The sequence below is a fragment of the Spirosoma profusum genome (assembly GCF_014699005.1).
GTDB classification, from domain to species: domain Bacteria; phylum Bacteroidota; class Bacteroidia; order Cytophagales; family Spirosomataceae; genus Spirosoma; species Spirosoma profusum.
This window is the reverse complement of sequence record NZ_JACWZY010000010.1, coordinates 115,666-141,358: the sequence shown is the minus strand read 5'-3', so window position 1 is coordinate 141,358 and position 25,693 is coordinate 115,666. Positions and strand designations below refer to the sequence as shown.

The window sequence follows — 25,693 nt, the reverse complement described above, 5'->3', positions numbered from 1 at the left end:
TATCGGTCGATACAGAGACTGCGCTACGTTACGATTGGTCACTCAATCAATACGTTCCAATTGAAAGCATAACAAGCGTACAGGCTTCGATAGGTTCGATACCTTCCTCCCGGAGCTGCCGCTCAAATTCAGGGTTTTCAGCGCCCGGATTGAAAATAACCCGGCGGGGTTTGAGACTTTTAACGTAATCATATAAATCAGTCTGGTTGCGAGGACCAACGTACATGGTCACGGTGTCAATGTCATCGAGCTGGGGGTGCCCGGTCTGGATGTTTTGACCCTGAATTTGCCCTTTTTTCAGGCCGACCAGCTCAATCGGGTGTCCATGACGTAACAGACTATTAGCGGCCAGATACGCATATCGCCCCGGATTTTCGGTGGCGCCCATTACTAACGTTTTCTTACTATTGGTATTCATAAAACTGGCAGACAGCATGTTTGCATTTTCCTGCCCTTTCTATAACCATTCCGAGGGCCTTGCGGTTTCATAGACAAACCATCAGTACATGGCTCCAACTGAAATTGCGTATATGAAATGTCGGATATGGGGGAGTGAAATTGTTCAAAAAAAATGATGGAAAAATCCCATAACCATTTCAGTCTAAAATTGTTAAGCTCTTACCTCCCTATAGTTTTGCTGCCCATAAGAAAAATATACGTATAACTGCTGCGTTCATGGAAACCAAAGGAAACCAGAGTTTTTGGAATGAGCACTGGGTGCCTATTCTATTTGATAATGTACCAAATCCACCCCATTATGAAGTCTCAAATTACGGCAGGTTGCGCAGCTTTCAGAACGTAGCGTCGACCCAGCCCGGTAGTAAGCCGAGCAGTACGCTCATTAAAGGGTCTGTGATTCAGGGGTATCGTTCACTGAATATTCGTTCAGCTGGAAAAACGCTGAATCGATACGTTCATAAACTCGTAGCTGAACATTTTATTAAGCGCGACCAACCCGATCAGCTTTTTGTGATTCACCTCGACTATAACAAGCAGAATAATTACTTTCAAAATCTGCGCTGGGTGACAAAGGACGAAATGATCGAACACAACCGGAATAATCCTAACCTCAAAAATCGTCAGTTACCCCGTCAAACCCGTAATTATAAATTAACTGAGAGCAAGGTGAAGATGATCAAAAAACTACTTCAGAATGATAAGAATCGATTGAAGATGATAGCCAAGCAATTTGGCATCACGCACACGCAGCTTAATCGGATTCGGTCAGGAGAGAATTGGAAACACGTAACAATTGAATAGCTAGAAAATCCTTTTTGTGAGGGCAGGTTCTTAAATCTGCCCTCACAGAATACTAATAATTAACCGGTTTGCTAACAGAGGCTTCGGCGACTTTTTCGAGCGGCAACGATATAAAAAACGACGTACCAACTCCTTCAACGGTTTCGAACCAGATCGTGCCACCAGCGTGTTCTACGCCCCGTTTGGCAATAGCCAGTCCTAATCCAGAACCTTCCTGTTTGGTGCTGAAATTTGGCAGGAAAACTTTTCCCTGAATGGCTTCAGGAATACCAGCCCCGTTGTCGTGAATTTCAATCTGTACGTCATCATTATTGATGAATAGCTTCAACTCAATAACAGGTTTGCGGCTCGGTGGCACCGACTGAATGGCATTGACAATCAGGTTGGTGATGATACGTCCAATCATCTGCCGATCGCCAGTGGTCAGGATAGGCCCTTTTGCAATTTGCCGACGTAGCGTCAGGCGCGGGTTATCGGCGTAAAGATCAGCGGTTTTGTTGAGTACCGCCGTTACCTCAAACGTTTCCCGCTTGGGAAGTGGCATCTTGGCAAAATCAGAAAACGACGTAGCAATATCACTCAACGTATCGATCTGGTCGAGCAGCGAGTCAAATGTCCGAAGAATGATACGTCGTGCGGGATCATTATTGCCATTCGCTGAATTGCTCTGATTAGGCAGCGTTCGTTGCAGATGCTGCAACGTTAACTTCATGGGCGTCAGCGGATTTTTGATTTCGTGTGCCACCTGTTTGGCCATTTCCTGCCAGGCCGATTGTTTTTCGGTCTGAGCGAGCGCCTGTTTATTTTCTTCCAGCTTCACCAGCATCCGGTTATACGCCCGAATCAGCAGACCAATTTCGTCATCTGTCCGCCAGGGGAGAGGCTCGTTTCTGTGTTCCAGATTGGTTTTCCTGATTTTCTGCGTCAGTAGTTTCAACGGCTTTATCAGAAAATGCAGCGCGATGTAAGACAGAACCAGGAAAATGAGGAACAGAATCGAGAAAACGCTCAGTGCTGACGCCGTCACTTCGATAATCTGACGGTCGAGTTCGGGCTGGGCGTAGAAATATGGAATGCTGAGCACACCCAATAAACGTCCATCGTAGGTTTTAACAGCCACGTAAGCCGTCCGATACTGCTTATTTCCCAGCGATTCATCGAGCAAACGTTCACTTTCTTTATCCTCGATAATGTGGATGAAAGCTTCTGGATTGATCTGTTTAGAAAGGTAACCACTTTCGTAAATCAGCGGCCGGGTCGATGTGTACAGGTGACCTTTGGTATCGAACAGATTAATATCGAGGTCGGCATCGCGCGCAATTTTGGCCAATTCTTCCTCCATCGACGCCTTACTACGTTTCTTCAGAGTAAGGTGTTCATCCAGATACGTCAGAAAGTTAGTGGCAATGTTACGTGTATTACTTATGTATGTACTACGTTGATTATCAATGTAATTAGAGCTAATATCTTTCGAAATAAGCAGGATGACCAGCGCCAGCGGCAGAAAGAAAGCAAAATTCAGCAGCATCTGAATTTTGGTCGAATAATTGATGCCGTACTGCGAGAAAAAGTATTTAATGGCGTAACCAATGATAACTACAATAACCGTTACCACCAGCAGGAGATACAGGAATGAGAAGTTGGAAAATATATTCTTGAATGGATAAGCTTCTGACGATACCACCACGATACGTCCGTCCTGACCGCGCTGTGCTACGTGCTGATAGCCATTACTCGTCAGGCCGGTCGTAAACAAGGCTGGATTCGTTAAGATGCCCAGGTTAAATTTACGATCGTAATTGTAACTGCCTGTGCCATAAATCTTCCTGGGTTGTAATTCTCCCAACGACTGTCCGCCCAGCTTTGGCCCGCTGAAGAGCGCATAGCTATAATTCTGAATATCAGGATTTTGGGTGAATTTAGTGTCGACCAGTAATTCAGGATACACACTTTTGGGCAGTTCATTACGTAGTCGAAGGTCAAGCACTACATACCCAACCGTATCCGGAGGGCTAACTGACTGACTGCCACCTGGAGTTAAAGCGGGTCTATTCGACGGAATACCAATAAAACAGAGATATTGCTTAACGAACTCGTTCCCTACTTCGTTAACGAAATAAATGCCTGGGTAAGCTGTTTTGTAGGCCGCCTGACGATAGCGACTGGTCAACGTAGCGAGCGGTACTGCGTTGGGACTGATATCAAGCGGAAGCCCATTTGCCTGGAACGATAATACGTCGATATCGTACTTGTCAAAATATTTATCCAGATGTATGTTTTTGACCCGGTGCTGAATACGTTCGCGAACGAACAACGTATCGATTTTCAGCGAACGGCTGATATCGGCATCCTTTTGAATCAACTCCTGCGCTTTACTCATCAGAAATTCGCCCAACTGGTCGTTTTCGGCCAGAAGCTGCGTAGCAAATTCCTGTTTATGTACTAATTGTTTCCTGATTTCCTGCTTATAGACAACGTAAGAAGTCATAACGGCACAAATCAGAGCCGCCAGAAACAAGTAAGATGATGTTTTATAGCGAAATGAATAAAGACTTCTTGGAAGCTCAGAAATATAAATAAGCACCAGATAAAACCCGTTCAGCAGAAAAACGCTGTCCAGCGACCCGCCAATAGCAAGCCAAACCCCAGCACTCAGAATGGTTCCAGCCAGAATAAGTGATAAACCGATCAGAATAGGCTTATTGCGATTGAAGCGCAGAAACAGGCTGGCCAGTACGTGGGTAATCAGAAAATAAATGAAGGAAATGGTAATGAATACCACTAAGCACACAATTTTCAGAAATGAAAAATGGATGCTTAGGGTAATGTCGAGCGTAAACTGCGACTTCTCGTAAATGTTGTTTAGCTCACTGTAACAAAGCGAAAAAACCGTGTAACTGAGCACAATACAGCCTACAGAGAGCACTAATTGCACCCAGGAGGGAAGGTGCAGCAGCGCCATGTACGACCGCGACCGATAATAATGTCGAACCCAATAAAATGCCAGAATAACTACGAAGACAGTATTCACCAGCAAATCGCCTAGTGAGGGCACCAGTACCGACGAGGCATAATATTTTGGATTGAACAGGTCGATATCATAAAACAGGAATGGTACGCTGAAATAGAGCATGACCGCCCGAAGTATCAGTAAATAGCCTGCCAGACAAAGAAAACCCCATTCGTACTGACGCTTCCGCATCAGTCGAAGCATCAGCTGTATGAGATAGATTCCCAGAAACAGAATCCCGCCGGTTGCCAGAATGACTGTGTTGGTCGGCGTATTCTGGTTGCGATAGGCATCTACAACGGGCGGTATCACCGAAAATAGAAAAGCCGACGAATTGTCATAAATGGCCTGAAAATCCTTTTGTCGCTCTGAAACAACATCCTGTGGATCTTGACTGAACAAATTAGGATTATAACCCGACTTCAGGTAAGTATTATTGGAATGGTAATACCGATACACGTTTACCAGCGAAAATACGTCTACCTGATCGTTCCCGGAGCGAACACGCTGGTGACTAACGATATAGCGACTCTGCTCAACATCAATCAGTTTCGGATTGGTGATAGCTTCGATACGTGCATAATCGGGAATGAAGCGATGGTCGGACCAGTATTCGAGTTGTTTGTTGCGGAAAACAAAATACGGATAGCGGGCATCGATACGTAGTTCGGAAAACGTAGGATTGGGTTTGGTTTTCAGGATAGCTACCACTTTGGCCAGCTCGTTGCTGCTGACCTGCATTTCTTCCTTTACCCGCTGCTGAACCGAAAAAATGTATTGCTCATCGGTGGCACCAGGGGAGCTCTGTTCCAGCAGCGAGTAATACAGGCCTGACATGCTAAGAAACACAACAGCCAGCAACAGGAAAATATGTTCTACGATACGTTTCACTAACGGGTGTATTGTCGTCTCTAAAAACTACCCTAAAATCATGCCAAGTTTTTAGCTTCCAGCCGGTATTTCGTAGCCACTGGTATTCATACGACGTACTGAATAACGATCATTTATAGCTGATTTTCGCCAGCTTTTTCAATGGTGAAGCCACCCGTCTCATAGCCGATTTCGGCACCCAGTACGTAGAGTAAATGCTTCCGGTCGATAATGACGCGTACATCTTCTACGTTATACACTTCGTCGGCGGAGCTGGGCAGGTCGAACCCTAATAACCAGGATGAACCACAGCCTCCGCCCCGTACACCAATACGTAATCCGTAGTCGTCAGGGATTTTATTGGCTTGTAAAGTTTCCAGAATTTGTTGGCGTGCTTCCGGTCGAACACGAACGGGATTATCGAGTTGGAGCATGGTTAAATGATCAATGAATAATGGATAATGAACCGCACGGGCGGCCCCGAATGCATACTGATTGAAGGGCGCTCTAATCATTATCCATTATTCATTTAACACGTAGTTAATTGATGTTGTCTTTATCAAAGTTACTTTTTTCCGCTTAATAAATTTGTTTCCTGCATGGACCTTATCAGTGATTTCCTTAAACTGCTCGTACCCGCCGGTTTAGTGCTCTATGGCATGTATCTGACTGTCAAATTATTGCTGGAGCGGGAAGCCGACCGGCATCGCTACGACGTACAGGGACGTTATACCGAGTCGGTAGTTCCAATACGTTTGCAGGCGTATGAACGGATGGTTTTGTTTCTGGAACGTATCAGCCCCAATAATTTATTGCTTCGACTCGGTGGAAGTTCGACTACCGTGCTCGAACTTCAACAACGTCTGCTTCAGGAAATTCGCGAAGAATACAACCACAATTTGTCGCAGCAGGTGTATATGAGTCAGGCCGTTTGGGATCAGATTCAGGGGGCTATGAACGAAGTGATGACGCTCATCAACCAGGCGTCCGGCGACACGCGCCCCGACGCTCCCGCGCTCGAACTCTCGAAACGGATTTTCGAACGTATCATCCAGAAAGACAAACTGCCCACCGCCGACGCTATTAAAAGCGTAAAAGAAGAAATTCAGGCGATGTTCATGTAGCATGGGGCAGAGGGTAAAAGCTCTCCCTACTACGTACCCTATGCCCTAAAATACCCCAGCCGACAGGGTCATAGCTTTCTGGAGGGCTTCTTTATTGATCACCAGGGAGATGCCAGACGCGGTTAGGGTTTGGATGATTTCTTCGGTGGGGAGATTGCCAGTGAGTTCGTCAGCCGCCATGGGACAACCGCCAAAACCACGTAGTGCGCCGTCTATTCGCTGAACGCCAGCACGCAAAGCTGCTCGAACTTTGTCTGGAGCTTCGCCAGGTCGGGCGTGGAGATGGGCGCCAAACTCAATAGTCGGAAATTCAGAAATCAGATGCCTGAAGAGCGTTTCGATCGCTTCGGGTGTCGACGTACCGATGGTGTCGGAAGGCGAGATGATGCCCACGCCCATCTGTACAAGTTGTGCTGTAAAATCGCGGACCAGTTCGGGGCTATACGTATCACCGTATGGATTGCCAAAGCCCATCGAAAGGTAGACTACTAGTTCTTTCCGTTTCCTTTGACATAATTCCTGAATTGCTGCTACGTCGGTAAACGCCTGAGCGATAGCCTTGTTGGTGTTACGTTGCTGAAACGTTTCAGATACTGATAACGGAAAACCAACGTAACGAATCGGTTCATACGTAACGGCCTGCTCAGCCCCGCGAACATTAGCTACGATTGCCAGCAGTCGGGTTTTGGTAGCTGCTACGTTCAGTCCAGCCAGTACGTCCGCTGTGTCGCGCATTTGTGGAATGGCTTTGGGCGAAACAAAACTTCCGAAATCAAGCGTATCAAATCCGACTTGCAGGAGCGTATTCAGGTACTCGATCTTGAGCGCGGTTGGCACAAAATGAGCCAAGCCCTGCATAGCATCTCGGGGACATTCAACCAGTTTCATCGACGTAGCGGTTGACGACGTACCAAAAACGCCAGTATGATCATGACAAGCGCACAAATAGCCAGGCCACCGGCTTCACGCGCCATTTCTATATTCATGCTACGCATCCCCATCTCGCTAAACAGAAACCCCTCAAACTGCGGAGGCCATTGATACACAGCAGCTACGATATACATCACGGCCATAGCCGTAAAAAACCACCAGCGACCAACACCGGCATAGGCCATAAAACAGGCAACAGCTGCCATGCCATAAATCGGAATCCAGACTTCCGGGTCGGGATCGTTATATTGAAAGGCCGCAAACAAAATAAACAGCAGCCCGAAAATGATAGCAAGTAATTTAAGCATAATGAGTCAGCAGTGAGTAGTCGTAAGTCAATAATCATTAACCACTGTAGACTAATGATTATTGACTTACGACTCAATTACAATATTCCGTTACAGCGTTTGCGGCATCGGCATAACCTAGCTTTTGGGCCTGTTTCAGATTCAGACAACCTTGCTCACGCTGATCCTGCAAAATCTGAGCGATACCCAGTCCGTAAAAAGCTTTCCCAAACCGAGGATCGGCCTGGGCAGCCTGCTGAAAATCAGACGTAGCACCCGCCAGGTCTTTCTGCTGGAAACGCAGGTTTCCCCGATTGTACAAAGCCAGTGCATTTCGAGAATCTAACGTAATGGCCTGCGAAAAATCGCTGAGGGCAGGCTGAATCTGGCCCTGCGTAGCAAATAACTGTCCCCGATTCAGAAATAGTTCGGCCGTGATACGTTGACTGGTATCGGGGGCTAATCGAATGGCGTCAGAGTAATCCTTCAGAGCTCCTGTTAAATCATTTTGTGCCACCTTGAGCAGGCCCCGATTGTAATAAGGTCGGTAAAAATTCGGGTCAATTTTAATGGCCTGTTCGTAATCGAGGCTGGCGTTGGCGTATTCTTTCAGCTCAAAATAAGCGACACCCCGCGTAATGAACGCTTCCACATTATCGTCGTCTGCTTCAATGGCTCGGTTCAGCGTCTGAATAGCATCACGAAATTTTCCTTCTTTTACGTAAGCACGCCCTAATTCAACGTCCTTATCAGCTGAACTACAGGCAAGTATAAAGAGGGAAAGAGTGAAAGAGTAAAAGTGCGAAAGCCATCCGGTAGGCATTTCACTCGTTCGTTCTTTCACTCTTTCACTCTTTATACTTGCTCTTTCACTCTTTCGCTCTTTAAACATCGTGAATTGATTTTTCGGCAAAGGTATGCGTGAAATTTGGTCGTTTAATCAGGAATTGTGTAAGTTTGCATCGGCAAATCGGTGCTACCAGCTCCTGCTGAATCCCCCAGGTCTTGACCGAAGCAAGGGTAGGTGGTTGTAGCGGTGAGACATTGGTTTGCCATTTTTTGTTTCTACTCAGCCTGTTTTCCAGTCCTTTGGCTACGATTATTTAGTGGCAATGCCGTTGCAGCGTCCGCTAAATTTGCTGAACCCGCTATGAACCTACTGACTCAGCTAACGTCTGTTTTTCGGGATACGTTTCAGGCAGATCCGTTGCTCATCTGCTCTCCTGGCCGCGTCAATCTCATTGGCGAACACACCGATTATAACAATGGATTTGTACTGCCAGCCGCTATCGACAAAGCCATTTATCTGGCTATTGGCCCCCGTGCCGATAAGAAGCTCCATTTTGTCGCGAACGACCTTAACCAAACGTATCAGGGCGTTCTTTCCAATCTGTTGCCTACCAATACGTGGGCCGATTATCTGCTGGGTGTGGTCGCTCAGTTTAAGCTGGCGGGTTATGCCATTGGAGGTTTCAACTGTGTTTTCGGCGGTACGATTCCGATGGGCTCGGGGCTATCATCATCGGCAGCCCTGGAAAACGCCGTCGGTTTCGCCCTGAACGAATTGTTTGATCTGAACCTGGACCGAATTGACCTGGTAAGACTATCGCAGCGGGCTGAAAATGATTTTGTTGGGGCCAAAGTCGGTATTATGGACATGTTTGCCAGCATGATGGGGAAAGCCGACAACGTAATAAAACTCGACTGTCGCTCACTCGATTATACGTACGCGCCGTTACGTATGGATGGCATCAGCATTGTACTCTGCGATTCGCGGGTGAAACATTCGCTGGTGACTTCCGAATACAACACCCGCCGGGCTGAATGCGAATCGGGTGTTCGATTTCTGCAAACTTACTACCCGGAAATTGAAAGCCTGCGCGACGTAACGACGACAATGCTCGACAAGCACCTGCGTGACACTGACCCATTAATTTACCGCCGTTGCGCTTACGTAGTACAGGAAAACGAACGACTGCTCAGCGGAGTTGCAGCCCTTGAATCGGGCAACGTAGCGGCTTTCGGCCAACTCATGTATGGCTCACATGAAGGGCTAAGTAACTGGTATGAAGTGAGCTGTCCTGAACTGGATTTGCTGGTTGAAATTGCTCGTCAGCAACCGGGCGTACTGGGAGCCCGCATGATGGGTGGAGGTTTTGGGGGCTGTACTATTAATCTGGTTCGTGAGAACGCACTTGATACGTTCTCAGAACAGGTTACGAAACAGTACAAGGCACAAACCGGGAAAGAAACGTACATTCACATTTGTAAAATTCAAAACGGTACTAACCTCGTTGGTGAGCCGCTCCCGATAACGTAGCAAATATCGGTGTGGGTATATTTTTCACCGTGTGGCTTATACTATAACTAGTTACAACGTACCGACAGATTGACTCAATAAATTAACTTCTAATTAACATGAAATTTTTCATCGATACGGCTAATCTGGCCGACATACGTGAAGCCCAGGAAATGGGAATTCTCGATGGTGTCACCACCAATCCATCGCTGATGGCGAAGGAAGGTATTACGGGCAAAGACAATGTGATGCGCCACTATAAACAAATCTGCGAAATCGTTAAAAATGACGTGAGTGCAGAGGTCATCTCCGTAAAATTCGACGAGATGATTAAAGAAGGCGAAGAACTGGCCGAACTCGACGAAAATATCGTTGTGAAAGTACCCATGACTGGCGACGGAGTAAAAGCCATTAAATACTTCTCCGAAAAGGGCATTCGCACGAACTGTACACTGGTGTTTTCGGCCGGACAGGCGTTGCTGGCGGCTAAAGCAGGTGCTACGTACGTATCGCCCTTTGTTGGTCGGCTGGATGACATTTCGACCGACGGTATGGCCCTGATTGAACAAATTGTTACCATCTATACCAATTACGGTTATACAACTGAAGTACTGGCTGCTTCGGTACGTCACCCGATGCATATTATTCAATGTGCTGAAATCGGTGCCGACGTAATGACAAGTCCGCTGAGCGTTATCAAAGCCCTTTTGAATCACCCACTGACTGACAGTGGACTAGCTAAGTTCCTGGCCGATCACGAAAAAGCAGCCCTCCCGGTGAAAAAATAAATATCAGTTTTTAGTCGCTAGTCGTTAGTCATCAGTCGTTAGGAACGTCCTTCCTAACGACTATTGACTGACGACTAGCGACTTAATACTAACGATTAACCCACCCATGTTTTCCTCTGAGCCCGTTCTAATCCTAAACCACGCTGATATTTATCAGGGTACCAAGCTGATTTTAGGCGACGTATCGTTTCAAATCAATAAAGGCGATTTTGCTTACCTCATTGGTCGAACGGGAAGCGGTAAGACATCGTTACTCAAAACGCTCTACGCTGACCTCTGGCTTCAGAATGGACAGGGACAGGTAGCAGGCTATCCCCTTCAAACGCTCAAGCCTCGCGATATTCCACAGCTACGTCGGAAAATCGGTATCGTTTTTCAGGATTTTCAACTTTTTTTCGACCGCTCCGTCGAAGACAATCTGAAGTTTGTTCTTAAAGCCACCGGCTGGAAAAAGCAGGACATGAATAACCGCATCGCCGACGTATTGATGCAGGTTGGTTTGGGAACGGCTCAGAAGAAAATGCCCCATCAACTGTCGGGAGGGGAACAACAACGCGTAGTAGTTGCCCGCGCCATGCTCAATGAGCCACAGATTCTTATTGCCGACGAACCAACGGGCAACCTCGACCCCGTTGTATCTGATCAGATCATGCAGGTTTTTCAAGCCATTAATAATGCGGGCACTGCCGTTCTGATGGCTACGCACAACTACGATTTGCTCAATAAATACCCCGCCCGCGTCCTACGTTGTCAGGAGGGTCAGGTGATTGAGTTAAAAGGGTAGAGAGTAGATGAATTATTATATTCGTATAAGTTTACGTTTTCGAACTCTTTCGCTACGTTGGTAGTTCGATTTTGAGTTAAATACGTTTATGAGGTATAGAATAAATAACAATTACATAAAATTGTATTTTAATTATATGATTATGTAAGCTATTTCTTGAAAAAATAATAATATCGTATTGGGCAAGCCTGAAAATGGTGTAATTTTGTAATCAATTGCTCTCCTTGCCTGTACTACTTGCGTAATTTGACGATAAGCTAAAAAACCGTTTTATAAGGTCAATTATTAGTTTTATTCTTCTCTTATACAGGCGTTTACTCAACTCTTTTTATTAATCCGTCATCGTTTTCATTGCCCGAGGGCTCATGAAGAAACTGTATCTACTGCATTTATTTTGTTTATTCTATTTTGTTAGTTTATCCGTTCGGGGCCAGCAGCTTTACATTAATGAAATTATGGCCTCCAACGGTACTACACTTGCCGATTCGTCGGGGAGCTACGAAGGTTGGTTTGAGATTTATAATCCTGCATCTACTACGGTTGATATAGGCGGCTATTATGTTACTGACAACCTTACAAATCCCACAAAGTATAGAATACCGACCGGATCTCCACAGACTATCATCCCTGCGAACGGGTACATTGTATTATGGGCCAGTGAAGCTCTAAGCAGAGGGCCACTACATGTTGGTTTTAAACTCTCTGCTGATGGAGAAGCTATTGGCCTGTTTAGCCCGGCCACAACCGTGGTTAACCAGGTAATTTTTGGGCCACAACGGTCGGATGTCTCCTGGGGACGGCAGCCGGACGGATCCGAAGACTGGATTTTCTTCAAAAACACCCCGTCAGTTACGAATATCAGTCCCGGTGCCTCGAATAATGGTAGAACGGGCTATCCTGTAGTGCTAAATGCGCCTACTTTCTCCCAAAATGGTGGTTTTTACGCCGACAGTTTTAATCTGACGATTACGTCAAACGACCCTGGTGTAACGATTTACTACACACTTGATGGTTCGGAGCCTGATCCTACCAATTTGACAGGTGCTACTTTCCAGTATAAAAACAGCTTTCCCGAGTTTCCTGGGCAGCCATTTGGTAGTTTCCTGACCGATTCGTCGCTGACGTACACCTACTCAGGGCCTATACTTATTCGCGACCGAACGAATGATGCCAATAGGATTTCAACGAAAGCGTCCAGCTATTTTTTTACGGTTAACTACTTTCCTGTTTCGCCTGTTTTCAAGGGAACAGTAGTACGGGCAGTTGCCTACAAGGAGGGAGAACTTGCTAGTGACATTGTTACGCAAACGTATTTTGTTACCCCCAATGGATCTCAACGATATACTATTCCTGTTGTGTCGGTAGCCACCAGCGAACGCAACCTATTTGACTATAATACAGGAATCTTCACGGCAGGTGCTGCATTCGATAATTGGCGGACAGCTAACCCTGATATGGACGTGCAGTGTGGTGGAGATGGTGAGTACTCAAATGGGATCGGTAATTATTCCAATGAGGGCGATGCCTGGCAGCGACCAGGTAACGTAGAGTTTTTTCTGGGTGATAATGCCGTTATCAATCAGGAAGTAGGTCTGCGTATTCACGGAGGCTGTTCGCGAATGATTCCGCCAAAGAGTTTACGTCTTTATAGCAACGCAGAGTTTAGATATCCCTTCTTTAGTAATCGACCCAATAACCAGTTCTATAATCGATTATTGTTACGTAGTGGCGGAAATCTCTGGCATTATAGTAATATTCCTGATCCGTACGCCCAAACAATTGTTCAGCATCTGCCATTCGATACGCAGGCTAACCGACCCGGTATAATTTTTATGAATGGCGAGTTTCATGGCGTTTACACGCTGAACGAACGCTATGATAAATATTACCTAAATCGGAATTATGATGTAGATACTGACAGTGTTGACATCGTTTCCATTGCCTTTGGTTATAAAGCTGATGAGGGTGATTTAACGCGTTATTTCTCCCTGGTCGATTATTGTAACTTGAACGAACCGGTCAGTTATAGTTATATGAGTTCGCAAATGGATATTGAGAATTTCACGGACTATCAGATTAGTGAAATATTTCTCAGTAATGTCGACTGGCCGCAAAACAATATGATGTGCTGGCGGAAACGGACCAGCTCCTACTTGCCGAATGCGCCGAAGGGGCATGATGGCCGCTTTCGCTGGATGATGAAAGATATGGATTTGTCGCTGGGTTTTTTGGGTGGCTCTTCAAGAAATACTCTTGAGTGGGCTATGCAATCGCCACTTAATCTTTTTCTCCCAAAATTATTAGCCTTACCGAGTTATAGAACATATTTCATTAATCGCTTCGCTGACCTTCTAAATACTACGTTCGACAGCACACGTACCATTGCTTTGTTGAATACGATGCAACAGGCCTATCAGCCCTACATTACAGAGCATTATCATCGGTGGATTACAGGAACTACAGTAACGTCGTGGATAGCTAATCTCGATGAGATTCGAAATTTTTTGAGAGAACGCCCTACCTCTGCTCGTAACCACATATTAAGCCAGCTTAACGTATCTGGCACGAACAGTCTGACCGTTGATGTATCCAGTACAGCGGCAGGTTATGTTAAGGTAAATACCATCGACATACTTCCCACTACGGTTGGTGTATCGGCTACTCCTTATCCTTGGAAAGGCATTTATTTTCAGGGTAATCCTATCCGGCTTGTAGCTAAAGCGAAAGCAGGTTTTGTGTTTACAGGCTGGCAAGATGCAGGTGTGACGATTTCTACGGATACGGCTTATAGCTATACCCCATTCTTTAATCGTAAGCTGGTAGCCGTTTTCGAAATTGATTATTCAGATCCGCCAACCCCACATGTACTTAGTAATGGTGAATATCGGTTTGATTCTTGGTCGGCAAGTGCGCCAGCGGGTACGTACCCGGCTCATATGCATTTGGTAAGCATGAATCAGGCAGACCCTCCCTTGTCGGCCAGTTTTGCCCGTGCCGATACAGTTAAAGGGGCTTATAATCTCAATAGCAGTACTCGTATCAATGGAATGGAAGCTAATGGACTTTCGTTCATCAATACTGGAGGCAGTAATCCTGGTTACGTAGGTACCTTGCTAGGAGCAGCTGTGTTAGCACTTAAAACAACTGGCGTTTCCAAAGCGACTGTTCAGTGGGTAGGCGGCACGGTTACCCCTGGATCGCGTCAATACAGGATTCGGCTGCGTTACCGGATCGGCAACACTGGTCCATTTCAGGACTTGCTCGATGCATCGGACCAGATCGTCGAATATGTACGTAGCGAAACAGCAAACCACAGCAGTATAATTGGGCCTGTTGATCTTCCTGCGCCGTTACTGAACCAGCCTTATATTCAACTGGCCTGGCAATATTATTACACGGGCGTTGGCACCTCAGGAACGCGGGATCAGTTAAGGCTCGATGATATTATTATTACCCCCGGCGACAGATGCTGGAGTGTAACATCGGGAAACTGGTACGATACGGCAACCTGGAATTGTGGACGAACCCCTACGGTTCAGGACCATGTGATCATCAAGACAGGTCATCAAGTAAACATCTCCACCTATAATACGGAAATAAAAAGTCTGCGATTAGAAGGAAATGGCCGGTTAGTATATGGAACGCCCTCAGCCAACATATTCATTATTAAGCCCTGAAAATAGAGTAAACGTACTTCAGCTTCAAACGTGGCCTAACCGTAAAAAAATCGGGAAATGCATCTCATGTTCGTCAGCACCCCAAAGTGATTTCATTTCTTCGCCCAGCCCGATAACGGGGTCAGTTTCGTTTTCGTGGATGTACTGACGTACCGCCGACCAGGTTCGCAAATAATTTAAAAATCGCTCCAGCGACCAGCTACGTTTGGCGGTAAACGTTGCCCGTTGTGGGTTGTGGAAAGGAAAAGGTAACGTAGCATAAGCCGTATCGATATACTTGCGTTGTGGGTCCCAGTAAGGGCCAATGCGATTTCGATAAAAATCCAGTATCAGTGGGTCGAGGTCTGTACCGAGCTGAACCAGACCATAACCCCATTCAGCAAGCGTAGCACCGGGTTTGGCAACTCGCCTGACTTCCTGATGAAAAGCAGTAAGGTCGAACCAGTGTAGCGCCTGTGCTACGGTGATTAAATCGAACGTAGCATCAGCAAATGGAGTTTGCTCGGCCGGACTTAGCTGATAATGAATGTTGGGTTGCTGAACGGCGAGTAGTAGTTGTTTTTCGCTGATATCAGTTGCTTCTACCTGGTTAAAGTGCTCAGTCAGAGCGCCTGCTACCTGCCCGTTCCCCGTCGCACAATCCCACGCAATTTGCCGTCCGGACGTATTGGAAAGAATAAACGCATATAGATCAGCCGGGTAATCGATGCGGTATTGTGCGTAGAGATCGGCATGGCCAGAGAAGCGGTCGAGAGGTTGCATGAAACGTTTTTTTACAAATTTTAAACGTTTTCTAACAATAATTATCTAATGTTTAGTTTAATAGGAAAAACCGAAGCTAAAATTGGGTTATCGTCTGAAACCATATATTTTTGCGCGGCTTACCTACTAATCGCTCATTCAATTGTTTGTTAATTTATCGATTACCTAATCACATGAAAAAACCATTTGGCATTCTCATCGCTGCGGCTGCGCTTGTCGCAGCTTCGTTCGACGCTAACGCTCAGGCACCCGCCGATATTCCGGCTGATATGAATGCCCTGATGACGAAACATACGTGTATTGCCTGCCACCGCCCTAACCAGCGGCTCGTAGGACCAGCTTATGCCGACGTAGCAAAGAAAAAATATAGTGATGAGAAGATTGTAGAGTTGATTTATAAGCCTGAGCCATCGCACTGGCCGGGTTATCCTCCAATGGCCCCTATGACACAGGTTCCAAAAGAAGACGCGATGAAACTGGCCCACTGGATCAACTCCCTTGATGGTGGTGCAAAAACAACTACAAAAAAGTCCTCTTCGACTACGAAGAAAACCACGAAAAAGTCATAAGTAAGGTTTTGTGTAAAAAAGCCTTTCCTAGCTCAAGGAAGGGCTTTTTTGTGCATTATCCGAAGCGGCTTATGCAAGTTTTGCGCACTTTAGGGAAAACGTCTTCTTAACGTCGGATGTGAGTCAGCTTGCGCTTAATCTGTTGATTTTCACGATGTAGTCGCACGTTGTCTTTTTTCAGATCAATTACGTAGAGCGTCAGCTCTTCAATCTTCGTTAGTAACGTAGCATCGGTCTGATGGAGGTTATTCCCTTTCTCCACCATCTCCTGTGCCGATGGAATTCCCGGTAGATGCCCGTGCTTTTTAATGTAGTATTCTACTTCCGGTAAGCTCTTCAGCGTGTAGTTAGGCGCAAATACGTAATCACTCCATTCCGATGTATTTTTGACCGCCACCTTTACTTTTTCGGTTAGAATGCCCTCTTCAACAAATAGCTTGTAACCTGCGGGTCTGCGTGCTACGTTGATACCGATAACCACGGCATCATTTTGAGTGCTTTGCAGGAACGTACCGTTACGTTGCCACAGCGACTCGTTTACCCCTTCACGAGTCGAACCATTGGTACTGACCAAAATGACATCTCCATTCTCATTGACGGACAGGACTTTGGTTTGGTTAGTCAACGAAGCAGCGTTCGAGCTCTTCAGGTTGGTGAAGCGCAGACCTGATTGACCAGACGTGCCATGCGTAATCTCCAGCTTATTACCGGGGGCGGTGTTGCCGATGCCCACTTTCCAGAGTGGATTGGGAGCCCCCAACACAATCGAATTGTCCGCTGAAACTTGGGCAGCCACTCCGATGGCGGTCGAGTTATTAACCACGGCCCCCGATGAGACCCCTGCATTCTGGCCAATGAAGGTGTTGCTCTGGCCAGAAGCATTACCCGTAAAACCCGCCCCATTGCCGATATAGGTATTGTTCTGACCCGTGGTATTGCCATAGCCCGAACCATTGCCAATGAAGGTGTTGCCCGCACCCGAGGTCGTTTGCTGCCCTGAAGAGTTGCCGATGAACAGGTTGTAGCTGCCGGTACTACTGGCACCGGCATAAGAACCCATGAATAAGTTGCTGATACCAGTAGAATTCGTGTAACCCGCCTGATAACCCAGGAAAACGTTGTTGCCACCAGTAGTATTCTGAAAGCCAGCCTTATAGCCAAGAAAAGAGTTGTTACTACCACTAGTATTGGCAATACCAGAGAAGACACCAGCAAACAGATTATTGCTTCCATTATTATTAAACCCCGCGACTTGGCCAATAAAGACGTTACTTTCTCCAGTGGTATTATTTTGCCCAGCGGCTCCTCCCAGAAACGTATTATACGTACCCGTTGTATTGTTTTTGCCCGCTAGTCCGCCCACAAATACGTTGTACGTACCACTGATGTTACCGTATCCGGCAGCACTGCCCATAAAGACATTAAAGTCCCCTGTATTATTAAACCCAGTATTAAATCCAGTGAAGGTATTGTTGGTGCCCGTTGTATTTTTACCTCCTGCGTAACCACCCAGAAATACATTATAGCTGCCACTGGTATTGAAGGAACCGGCACTCATGCCTGTGAACACGTTAAACGTACCATCTTTATTACCGTTCCCCGCATTATTTCCCAGAAACACATTGAAGTTGCCCAGTGTATTATTATAGCCAGCTGTGCTTCCCAGCATCGTATTTTGTTGCCCTATCGTATTGGAATAGCCTGCTCCATTGCCAATAAAGACATTCCCGAAACCTGTTAACGTAGAATAACCCGCCTGATATCCCACGAATGAATTTTGGCTCCCGGACGTATTATTAAATCCTGCCTGTGAACCCACAAATACGTTTCCACTGATCTGATTGTTTTTGCCTGCTTGAAAACCTATTGCCACCCCATCGGAATAATTGCCTGAGCCAACTCCTGCCTGATGACCCAGCAGTACGTTCTGACTACCAGTTGCGATATTATACCCAGCGCCCAGACCTGAATACACATTGTTAGTACCGATAGTGTTCGAAAAACCTGCCTGGTATCCTGTAAATACATTTCCAGTACCAGTGGCGGTGATACCGTTACCTGCCTGGAGACCAACCAACGTATTAAAACCACCCGGAGAGCCTACACTAGGTCCAGTAGATACATAATTGCTTTGCGCCAGACCAGCTAGCGGGGGCAAGCACAGCAGAAGTAAGTATTTATTCATAACCAACATGAGTTAAGTATTCTTTCTGGACAGTATGAACATTTAGAATAATTACTGAAAATTGGGCTTCTTCCGCATAACCTGCTTAATTAATCGACGGGTCTCCAGTTAGTAGGCACATACTCCCGAAAAAAACAAACGAATGCCATTCATCGACGACGAACAGTGAGCATCATCGGATATAGAAGATTCGGCCAAAAGTCTGATAGTGAGTAGTCTATTTATAAAAACCCAATTACCTTTTAGTCTAAATTTCTCAATGAAATGAATGGGCTATCTGTAGAATTGAAAAACCTGACTCCTAACTGGCTGGGACGTCATTTGCTGTTTTGGCTAACTGTAAATACAGGGCTGTCAGTTGCTCATAGTATGTCTATAAGCCGGTTTTGGGAGAATGTACAGACTACCTACCTCTTTTTACCGTATAACATGATACTGGTCTATGCAGCTTTGTATTGGGTATTGACGCCAATTTTGCAGAATCAATATCGCCCGTTCGTTTATCGTTTGCTTATCTACCTGATAGGTGGCTGGATATTTACCTATCTCTACCGGGCGTTTGTGCTGATTCCATTTCGAACGGGTAAACTGGCTCTGTTTCCTACGTATCATGAAATTTTTACGCTCGGGGCCTGGATTATTGGATTAGTTGTTGTCGGTGTTGCGGTGGGGGTTAAGCTATACCGGTTCTGGTATCAGCGGGAGCAGGCAAATCAGCGATTAATTCGCGAAACATTAACTGTAGAATTGCAGGTTTTGAAAGCACAAATTCATCCGCATTTTTTATTCAATACCCTCAACAATCTCTATTCGCTAACGCTCAGGCAGTCGCCACTGGCGCCCGACATGGTGCTGAAATTATCAGGATTGCTACACTATATGATTCATGAATGCAACGTACCGACTGTATTGCTGGCAAAGGAAATAGATTTTCTACGTAATTATATTGACCTCGAAAAGCTGCGCTATGGGTCGCGGTTAACAGTTTCAATCACCATACAGGGCGAAATGGGAAGTACGTCCATTGCTCCACTGCTGCTTATTCCCTTTGTCGAAAACGCTTTTAAACACGGTTCTGCCAAACAAATCGGTTCAGCACATATTGAATTTGTAATAAAACTAACTGACAATCAACTAACTTTCAGGCTTGAAAATAGCCGGGATAAACAGGCAATTTCCGACGATTACAGCGGCCTGGGGTTAACTAACGCCAGAAAGCGGCTGGAGTTGCTCTATCCAAACACACATACGTTAATCATCCGGCCCGAAGCCGAACGATTTGTGGTAGAATTGACGATTCTTCTGCGACCTGAGTGGAATCGGTCTACGTTACAGACCATCGACTACTAATGGCTGTTCAACTTCGCACCAACCGACTCATACGACATCTGCTGTTTTGGGCAGGTATCGTTTTGTTTTTCGGGGTAATGATACTGGTCAATCCCGGTTTTTGTTTCTGCAACTGGATTCCACCCTTCGGCAGCCTGCTTTTTGCAAGCCTGCCAACATTCCTGGTGTATACGTATCTGTTGGCTTATCGAGTGCTACCCCTCGTATTTGGCGGGAAACTCATCCAGTTTGGGCTAGGTTTATTCCTGCTCAATTTAATCTCTTGGTTTCTGTACGATCTGCTGAGCTACGTAGTGTTCTACGTTCTAACGTACTGGTTGCCCCAAAAAATAGCTTTTCAGCCCGATAACTGGCTCTTTAACTCAGCATTTCCCGGCGCCGATTATCGGGCAACGTATCTGACAGCAGGGATATTTGTTTGTCTGAAACTCTTCCGGCAATGGCGACAGAACGTAGCAGAAAGTCAGCGGCTTGAGCGCGAAAAACTGATACAGGAACTGGCCTTGCTTAAATTACAACTCAACCCCGATTTACTGTTTGGAACACTTAAAACGCTTTATACACTGACCCGTCAACACGATAGACAAGCGCCCGAAGTCACTCTGAATTTAGCTTATTTTTTGCGGTACATTCTTTATGAAAGCCGCGTAAAACACGTACCACTTGCCTCGGAAACCGATGTTATTGAAAAATACGTTTATCTGCAACGTATCATGCACCCGAATACAGTGGAAATCTCGCTGGCTATTCGGGGAAATCCTGCCGACTGGACCATTCCCCCGCTGCTGCTCCTTTTACTCGTCGAAAATGCAGTTCAGCACTTACCCAGCGATCTGACGTCACGACCTCCTGACGAACCTGCCTGGATAAGTATTGATCTGGCCATTGGCGAAACGCACCTGACGCTGAAAGTAATTCATGGCCAACCTGTTCTAGCAGCCAATAACTCAAAACAACTTGCTGATATTCAGAAACAACTTTATTTTCACTATACCGATACGTATCACCTTCAGATTCAGTCAGAGGAAGATGCTTTTATCGTTGTAATGACCTTGCCCTTAGGAATTGATGATAAATCGGATTCAGTTGTAAAACCGCTCTCTCCAATAAATCATGAAACTACGATGCCTGATCGTTGACGACGAGCCTCCGGCCCTGGATTTGCTGGAACATTACATTGAATCTATGGACAGGCTGACCGTAGCGGCTCGATGTGAAAATGCTTTACAGGCCTTTCAAGTCCTTCAGCAGCAACCCATCGATCTGATGTTTCTGGACGTAACGATGCCTAGACTGTTAGGAACCGATTTCCTGCGAACGCTACGTAATCCACCTCCAGTTATTATTACAACGGCTTATCGTGAATATGCGCTCGATGGGTATGAGTTAGATGTTGTTGATTACCTGCTGAAACCAATTCCATTCGACCGATTTTTACGGGCTGTCGCGAAAGTGTTGAAGGCGACCGCCGGAACAGCTCTTCCCCAGCCTGCTGAAAAACAGTCCGTTCGCTCTACAGAAGGAGGGTTTCTATTTTTTCGGGCTGAACGCAAACTGGTGAAAATCCTCATCAATGACATCCTTTATATTGAAAGTCTGAAAGACTATGTTCGTATTGTGACCACCACTAGTAAGCCCTTACTTGTAAAGCAGTCCATTAGTACGTTAGAAACCATGCTCCCGGACGACCAGTTTGTGCGGATACATCGGTCATTTATCGTCGCTGTGGCCCAGGTTGGTACCTACACACCCCGTCATGTGGAGGTGGGGCAACAGGAATTACCCATCGGCCGATTGTATCAGAAAGAGGTGGAGCGCGTACTACGTTTAAGTTAAAAGTAAACTAATTAGACTTGGTTTTGGCTGACAAAGTTGTGTCTTCTTCCAGGAGAAATTTAGAATGTCTTTACTCATTGATAATCAATACGCTCCAATATTTTTTCCGTAAAAGATACTAATAAGGTTTGCACGTGAGAATTTTCATTCTACTTTTGTTTAAAATTAGTCTAAATAAGAGAGGTTGTTATGGAACATAAACACCACTTAAAATCTCTTTCTCAAACCGACAATGGATACATTGGTTATTGTGCGGGCTGTCAGTCGTACAACGTAGCGTACAAAAATTCTCTGTTTATTTTATCGGAAGAGGAGTTCAATTGCTACCGGCAGATAATGCTGGAACGTACTGCCATGAACTCTTTTTTTACGTCGCACGGAAAAGAGTGGCTTCTCAAAACACCGATGCCAAATTATTTCATACTTTTCGCTGACTCAGAAATAAATGAGCTAACCCAAATGCTGGATGAAGCTTATCTGCTGCGGGAAGTGGAGCAAATTCTGGCAACACCTTCATCGACAAATCGTTAGCCTAACCCATAACCTTTTCACAACGTAATGAATAAGCCATCGACATATTCCCAGACTCTCAGTTATAATCTTCAGAATGCCTGCGGGCTTATTGAGATTCCTTTTAAAGGCAGGCAACTTAAACTGAGTCAACAGGATATCGCTACGTTGCTGAGCGGGCTTTCGAACGCGTGGACTGTTCTTTATCGGGTCAGACTATTCGACCTTTGGGATACGTGCGTCTGAACAGGATTTCAAAGCGAAAATTTTCAGATAACACTTCAGGAATTCAACGAACTCAGTCTGGCCTTGCAGGAAGCCTATCTGCAGCTCGACTAAACGAACTTCACCAGGTAATCATAGGTTAGTAGAGAAAGAGTAAAGGAACTAGTTGTTAACTAGTTCCTTTCTGACAAACTTCAGTACGTATGCAGGAGTCAAATTTACTTTTAGCCACCGCCCGCGCCAAATTAGAAGAAATGCTGCTGGCCAGAGGGTTACGTCGTTCCTCGGAACGATTCGCCATTCTGGAAGAAGTATATTCGCGAAACGACCATTTCGACGCCGAAGATTTGTATCAGGCCATGCACCAGAAATCGTATCCGGTGAGCCGGGCCACGGTTTATAATACGTTAGAGGTACTGGTAGAATGCGGTTTGGTCAGTCGACATCAGTTTGGCGACAATGATAAAGTCAGAAGTCGTTACGAGAAATCGCTTGGACGACAGCAACATGCCCACTTGGTTTGCACAGTTTGCCACCGCGTTACCGAATTCTGCGACCCCCGGCTACACCTGATTAAAACGAACGTAGGGCAATCGATGCAGTTTCAGGTCGATTCGCACTCGTTGGTGTTTTACGGGCACTGCACCGACGGTGACTGCGGGAACGTTAATGAATGAGGTATGCTATATACTGTATGATGTGTGTAGTGAGTAATACATCATACATCATAGCTCATACATTATTCTAAATCGGCGAGGGGGTAAAAACGTATGTTTCGGTCTTTACCTACCAACTACGTATTATTTCCCTATGACCTTTCCTTTCTTTAAAAGCCAGTTTGGCGTATCACTGCTTTTCAGTATATGCCTGATGAGCCAGTTGGCAATTGGCCAGCGCACCTTTACCAATCCCATCAAAAACTCCGGTCCCGACCCCTGGGTGATTCAGAAAGATGGCTGGTATTATTACATGAACACAACGGGCCGGAATCTTACTCTCTGGAAAACCCGCAACGTAGCAGAGCTTAGTACGGCTGAGAGTAAAATAATCTATACGCCACCTCCCGGCAAAGCCTACTCCCGCGACTTATGGGCGCCCGAGATTCATTTTTTCAATAATCGCTGGTACGTCTATTTCTCCGCCGATTCACTCAATAATCTCACTCACCGCGTTTGGGTCATTGAAAATACGTCGCCCGACCCGATGCAGGGCGAATGGACGATGAAAGGGAAAATTGGCGATAAAGGCGACCATTGGGAAATCGATATGTCGGTAGTCGATTTTAACGGGCAATTATACGCGGCCTGGTCGGGGTGGGAAGGCCCTACCAATGGGCGGCAGGATATTTACATCGCCCGCCTGAAAAATCCCTGGACCATCGACGGCGACCGTGTTAAGCTTTCTCAACCTGATTTGCCCTGGGAACGACACGGCGATGTACCGCAGGAGTGGCAGAAAAATGGCGAGGTTCCTAAAATATACGTCAACGAAGGCCCCGAATTTCTGGTCCACGACAACAAACTGTTTTTGGTGTACTCGGCCAATGCCTGCTGGCTCGACTATTGCCTGGGACTGCTGACGTATAAAGGTCAGGGCGACCTGCTCGATCCGGCTAACTGGACTAAAAGCCAGCAGCCCGTTTTTACACAATCGGCCGAAAACGGGGTTTGGGCGCCAGGGCATGGTGGATTTTTTCGCTCCGCCGATGGTAAACAGGACTGGATGATTTACCACGCCAATCCATCGGAGAAAGATGGCTGTGGAAATAAACGGGCACCTCATATCCAGCCTTTTACGTGGAATGCCGACGGCTCCCCCAATTTTGGTCGGCCAGTTGCTAAAACACCGATGCCAGTGCCTTCGGGTTCATAATCAAAGAATGAATAGTAGTAAAATGAGTAATTGACAGTTGATTAACTTGCACCCTCATTTACGTTGTTCATTCTATATTGTTCCTTAATCCATTCTCCATTATTCATTTTCTTATGAAGCGATTATTTGTTTTTATTCTTCTTTTTAGTGCTACGTTATCGCTGGCGCAGCAAAGCGAACCTGGGCGTTGGTCGGCGGCCAAAGCCAATGCCTGGTATGCTAAACAACCGTTTCTGGTAGGTTCCAATTACATACCAGCCAATGCTATCAATGAGCTTGAAATGTTTCAGGCAGCAAGTTTCGACCCGGCCACCATCGATAAAGAACTGGCGCTAGCCGAAGGTCTGGGCATGAATACCATGCGCGTGTTTCTGCACGATTTGCTCTGGAAAGATTCCGCCGGTTTTACCAAACGGCTCGATCAGTTTTTGGGTTTGTGCGCCAGGCATAAAATCAAACCCATGCTGGTATTATTCGATTCTTGCTGGGATCCGCATCCGAAATTAGGGAAACAACGGGCTCCACAGCCTGGTATTCACAATTCGGGCTGGCTCCAAAGCCCTGGTGCCGATGCGCTGGCTGATCCAGCCCAATACAAACGGCTTGAAGCTTATGTAAAAGGGGTTGTGGGTGCATTTAAAAACGATAACCGGATTCTGGCCTGGGATATGTGGAACGAACCCGATAACGGCAATGACAATAGCTATGGTCAGAATCATCTGAAAACGGAACTGCCGAAAGATCAGAAAATTGCTCTCGCAACCAAACTCCTGCCGCAGGTATTTCAGTGGGCGCGGGCGGCCGGTGCTACGCAACCATTGACCTCTGCCCCCTGGATTTTCAATGGCACACACGACTGGAGTAATCCGGCCAAGTGGACGGCTATGGAGAAGGTTCAGTTTGAAAACTCCGACATCATTACGTTTCACCAGTACTCCACCACCCAGGATCTTGAAAAAATCATCCCCATTCTCCAGAAAATGGGCCGTCCGGTTATTTGCACGGAGTATATGGCACGTGGCGTCAACAGTAAATTCCAGACGCACCTGCCCATTGCCAAAAAGGCAAAAGTGGGCATGATTAACTGGGGTTTTGTAGCTGGAAAAACTCAGACGTTCTTACCCTGGGATAGTTGGCAGAAACCTTACGTAAACGGCCGCGAGCCTGCCGTCTGGTTCCACGAAGTGTTCAAACAGAACGGAACGCCCGTCGACCCCGCCGAGACAGCAGCCATCAAACAGGCAACGGGGAAATAGCCATCAGTCAATAGTCATCAGTTTTTAGGAATAATCAGACGTAGTAAGTTTCAGACTTGACTTACCTGACTATTCCTAAAGACTGACGACTATTGACTT

23 protein-coding genes are annotated in these 25,693 nt (G+C 46.2%); 15 read left to right on the top strand and 8 right to left on the bottom strand.

The window, feature by feature from the left end; translation table 11 throughout:
• Positions 1-46: 46 nt before the first annotated feature.
• Positions 47-418: a CoA-binding protein gene (locus IC229_RS14140; RefSeq protein WP_190887639.1), complete on the bottom strand. Its 372-nt coding sequence runs from the start codon at positions 416-418 to the stop codon at positions 47-49.
• A 257-nt stretch (positions 419-675) separates the two neighbouring features.
• On the opposite strand from IC229_RS14140, the gene IC229_RS14135 reads away from it, so the two are divergent.
• The gene (locus tag IC229_RS14135; RefSeq protein WP_190887638.1) at positions 676-1,260 is read left to right on the top strand and encodes an HNH endonuclease; all 585 of its coding nucleotides are present in this window, start codon (positions 676-678) and stop codon (positions 1,258-1,260) included.
• Positions 1,261-1,312: 52 nt separating this feature from the next.
• Here the strand turns inward: IC229_RS14135 and IC229_RS14130 are convergent, their stop codons facing one another.
• Both IC229_RS14130 and IC229_RS14125 read right to left on the bottom strand, forming a co-directional pair.
• Positions 1,313-5,161 (bottom strand): sensor histidine kinase, encoded by a 3,849-nt coding sequence (locus tag IC229_RS14130; protein WP_190887637.1) that lies wholly within the window; start codon positions 5,159-5,161, stop codon positions 1,313-1,315.
• Positions 5,162-5,274: 113 nt separating this feature from the next.
• Positions 5,275-5,574, bottom strand: coding sequence for a HesB/IscA family protein (locus IC229_RS14125; protein ID WP_190887701.1), 300 nt, complete (start codon positions 5,572-5,574; stop codon positions 5,275-5,277).
• A gap of 165 nt (positions 5,575-5,739) precedes the next feature.
• Between IC229_RS14125 and IC229_RS14120 the strand changes: the two genes are divergently transcribed.
• Positions 5,740-6,264 (top strand): DUF7935 family protein, encoded by a 525-nt coding sequence (locus IC229_RS14120; protein WP_190887636.1) that lies wholly within the window; start codon positions 5,740-5,742, stop codon positions 6,262-6,264.
• Positions 6,265-6,309: 45 nt separating this feature from the next.
• On the opposite strand, the gene IC229_RS14115 is transcribed toward IC229_RS14120, so the two are convergent.
• The 3 genes from IC229_RS14115 to IC229_RS14105 all read right to left on the bottom strand — a co-directional run bounded on the left by IC229_RS14115 (position 6,310) and on the right by IC229_RS14105 (position 8,325).
• Entirely contained in the window at positions 6,310-7,152 is an 843-nt protein-coding gene (locus IC229_RS14115) for a hydroxymethylglutaryl-CoA lyase (RefSeq protein WP_190887635.1), read from the bottom strand.
• A complete protein-coding gene (locus tag IC229_RS14110) occupies positions 7,149-7,502 on the bottom strand; it encodes a transmembrane 220 family protein (protein WP_190887634.1) in 354 nt (117 codons plus the stop codon). The genes IC229_RS14115 and IC229_RS14110 overlap by 4 nt, the downstream gene beginning before the upstream one ends.
• 73 nt (positions 7,503-7,575) lie before the next feature.
• Positions 7,576-8,325, bottom strand: a complete 750-nt coding sequence (locus IC229_RS14105) for a tetratricopeptide repeat protein (protein WP_317171571.1) — start codon at positions 8,323-8,325, stop codon at positions 7,576-7,578.
• Positions 8,326-8,631: 306 nt separating this feature from the next.
• On the opposite strand from IC229_RS14105, the gene IC229_RS14100 reads away from it, so the two are divergent.
• From IC229_RS14100 to IC229_RS14085, 4 genes are all read left to right on the top strand, one after another.
• A complete protein-coding gene (locus IC229_RS14100) occupies positions 8,632-9,801 on the top strand; it encodes a galactokinase (protein WP_190887633.1) in 1,170 nt (389 codons plus the stop codon).
• Between the two features lie 98 nt (positions 9,802-9,899).
• Complete coding sequence (gene fsa / locus IC229_RS14095) at positions 9,900-10,568, top strand: fructose-6-phosphate aldolase (RefSeq protein ID WP_190887632.1); 669 nt, start codon at positions 9,900-9,902, stop codon at positions 10,566-10,568.
• A gap of 106 nt (positions 10,569-10,674) precedes the next feature.
• Entirely contained in the window at positions 10,675-11,352 is a 678-nt protein-coding gene (locus IC229_RS14090) for a cell division ATP-binding protein FtsE (protein WP_190887631.1), read from the top strand.
• Positions 11,353-11,717: 365 nt separating this feature from the next.
• Positions 11,718-15,029: a CotH kinase family protein gene (locus tag IC229_RS14085; RefSeq protein ID WP_190887630.1), complete on the top strand. Its 3,312-nt coding sequence runs from the start codon at positions 11,718-11,720 to the stop codon at positions 15,027-15,029.
• A 24-nt stretch (positions 15,030-15,053) separates the two neighbouring features.
• Here the strand turns inward: IC229_RS14085 and IC229_RS14080 are convergent, their stop codons facing one another.
• Positions 15,054-15,791: a class I SAM-dependent methyltransferase gene (locus IC229_RS14080; RefSeq protein ID WP_190887629.1), complete on the bottom strand. Its 738-nt coding sequence runs from the start codon at positions 15,789-15,791 to the stop codon at positions 15,054-15,056.
• A gap of 173 nt (positions 15,792-15,964) precedes the next feature.
• Here IC229_RS14080 and IC229_RS14075 point away from each other — a divergent pair, with 173 nt between their 5' ends.
• Complete coding sequence (locus IC229_RS14075) at positions 15,965-16,360, top strand: c-type cytochrome (RefSeq protein ID WP_190887628.1); 396 nt, start codon at positions 15,965-15,967, stop codon at positions 16,358-16,360.
• Positions 16,361-16,466: 106 nt separating this feature from the next.
• Here IC229_RS14075 and IC229_RS14070 read toward each other — a convergent pair whose 3' ends face one another.
• Positions 16,467-18,545 (bottom strand): beta strand repeat-containing protein, encoded by a 2,079-nt coding sequence (locus IC229_RS14070; RefSeq protein ID WP_223833992.1) that lies wholly within the window; start codon positions 18,543-18,545, stop codon positions 16,467-16,469.
• A 264-nt stretch (positions 18,546-18,809) separates the two neighbouring features.
• On the opposite strand from IC229_RS14070, the gene IC229_RS14065 reads away from it, so the two are divergent.
• From IC229_RS14065 to IC229_RS14030, 8 genes are all read left to right on the top strand, one after another.
• A complete protein-coding gene (locus IC229_RS14065; RefSeq protein WP_190887627.1) occupies positions 18,810-19,895 on the top strand; it encodes a sensor histidine kinase in 1,086 nt (361 codons plus the stop codon).
• Complete coding sequence (locus IC229_RS14060) at positions 19,895-21,034, top strand: sensor histidine kinase (protein WP_190887626.1); 1,140 nt, start codon at positions 19,895-19,897, stop codon at positions 21,032-21,034. Before IC229_RS14065 ends, IC229_RS14060 begins: the two co-directional genes overlap by 1 nt.
• Positions 21,009-21,731: a LytR/AlgR family response regulator transcription factor gene (locus IC229_RS14055; RefSeq protein ID WP_190887625.1), complete on the top strand. Its 723-nt coding sequence runs from the start codon at positions 21,009-21,011 to the stop codon at positions 21,729-21,731. Before IC229_RS14060 ends, IC229_RS14055 begins: the two co-directional genes overlap by 26 nt.
• A 189-nt stretch (positions 21,732-21,920) precedes the next feature.
• Positions 21,921-22,262 (top strand): DUF6686 family protein, encoded by a 342-nt coding sequence (locus IC229_RS14050; RefSeq protein ID WP_190887624.1) that lies wholly within the window; start codon positions 21,921-21,923, stop codon positions 22,260-22,262.
• A 27-nt stretch (positions 22,263-22,289) separates the two neighbouring features.
• Positions 22,290-22,487 carry a hypothetical protein gene (locus IC229_RS14045; protein ID WP_190887623.1) on the top strand — a complete coding sequence of 66 codons (198 nt, stop codon included), beginning with the start codon at positions 22,290-22,292 and terminating at the stop codon, positions 22,485-22,487.
• A gap of 182 nt (positions 22,488-22,669) precedes the next feature.
• The gene (locus tag IC229_RS14040; protein ID WP_190887622.1) at positions 22,670-23,143 is read left to right on the top strand and encodes a Fur family transcriptional regulator; all 474 of its coding nucleotides are present in this window, start codon (positions 22,670-22,672) and stop codon (positions 23,141-23,143) included.
• A 193-nt stretch (positions 23,144-23,336) separates the two neighbouring features.
• Positions 23,337-24,338 carry a glycoside hydrolase family 43 protein gene (locus IC229_RS14035; RefSeq protein WP_190887698.1) on the top strand — a complete coding sequence of 334 codons (1,002 nt, stop codon included), beginning with the start codon at positions 23,337-23,339 and terminating at the stop codon, positions 24,336-24,338.
• 113 nt (positions 24,339-24,451) lie between these two features.
• The gene (locus tag IC229_RS14030; RefSeq protein ID WP_190887621.1) at positions 24,452-25,594 is read left to right on the top strand and encodes a cellulase family glycosylhydrolase; all 1,143 of its coding nucleotides are present in this window, start codon (positions 24,452-24,454) and stop codon (positions 25,592-25,594) included.
• Positions 25,595-25,693: the final 99 nt, after the last annotated feature.

Coding starts and splice junctions, on each gene's coding strand:
- IC229_RS14140 (WP_190887639.1), bottom strand. CDS start 418: ATGAATACCAATAGTAAGAAAACGTTAGTAATGGGCGCCACCGAAAAT.
- IC229_RS14135 (WP_190887638.1), top strand. CDS start 676: ATGGAAACCAAAGGAAACCAGAGTTTTTGGAATGAGCACTGGGTGCCT.
- IC229_RS14125 (WP_190887701.1), bottom strand. CDS start 5,574: ATGCTCCAACTCGATAATCCCGTTCGTGTTCGACCGGAAGCACGCCAA.
- IC229_RS14120 (WP_190887636.1), top strand. CDS start 5,740: ATGGACCTTATCAGTGATTTCCTTAAACTGCTCGTACCCGCCGGTTTA.
- IC229_RS14115 (WP_190887635.1), bottom strand. CDS start 7,152: ATGAAACTGGTTGAATGTCCCCGAGATGCTATGCAGGGCTTGGCTCAT.
- IC229_RS14110 (WP_190887634.1), bottom strand. CDS start 7,502: ATGCTTAAATTACTTGCTATCATTTTCGGGCTGCTGTTTATTTTGTTT.
- IC229_RS14100 (WP_190887633.1), top strand. CDS start 8,632: ATGAACCTACTGACTCAGCTAACGTCTGTTTTTCGGGATACGTTTCAG.
- fsa (WP_190887632.1), top strand. CDS start 9,900: ATGAAATTTTTCATCGATACGGCTAATCTGGCCGACATACGTGAAGCC.
- IC229_RS14090 (WP_190887631.1), top strand. CDS start 10,675: ATGTTTTCCTCTGAGCCCGTTCTAATCCTAAACCACGCTGATATTTAT.
- IC229_RS14085 (WP_190887630.1), top strand. CDS start 11,718: ATGAAGAAACTGTATCTACTGCATTTATTTTGTTTATTCTATTTTGTT.
- IC229_RS14080 (WP_190887629.1), bottom strand. CDS start 15,791: ATGCAACCTCTCGACCGCTTCTCTGGCCATGCCGATCTCTACGCACAA.
- IC229_RS14075 (WP_190887628.1), top strand. CDS start 15,965: ATGAAAAAACCATTTGGCATTCTCATCGCTGCGGCTGCGCTTGTCGCA.
- IC229_RS14070 (WP_223833992.1), bottom strand. CDS start 18,545: ATGAATAAATACTTACTTCTGCTGTGCTTGCCCCCGCTAGCTGGTCTG.
- IC229_RS14065 (WP_190887627.1), top strand. CDS start 18,810: ATGAATGGGCTATCTGTAGAATTGAAAAACCTGACTCCTAACTGGCTG.
- IC229_RS14060 (WP_190887626.1), top strand. CDS start 19,895: ATGGCTGTTCAACTTCGCACCAACCGACTCATACGACATCTGCTGTTT.
- IC229_RS14055 (WP_190887625.1), top strand. CDS start 21,009: ATGAAACTACGATGCCTGATCGTTGACGACGAGCCTCCGGCCCTGGAT.
- IC229_RS14050 (WP_190887624.1), top strand. CDS start 21,921: ATGGAACATAAACACCACTTAAAATCTCTTTCTCAAACCGACAATGGA.
- IC229_RS14045 (WP_190887623.1), top strand. CDS start 22,290: ATGAATAAGCCATCGACATATTCCCAGACTCTCAGTTATAATCTTCAG.
- IC229_RS14040 (WP_190887622.1), top strand. CDS start 22,670: ATGCAGGAGTCAAATTTACTTTTAGCCACCGCCCGCGCCAAATTAGAA.
- IC229_RS14035 (WP_190887698.1), top strand. CDS start 23,337: ATGAGCCAGTTGGCAATTGGCCAGCGCACCTTTACCAATCCCATCAAA.
- IC229_RS14030 (WP_190887621.1), top strand. CDS start 24,452: ATGAAGCGATTATTTGTTTTTATTCTTCTTTTTAGTGCTACGTTATCG.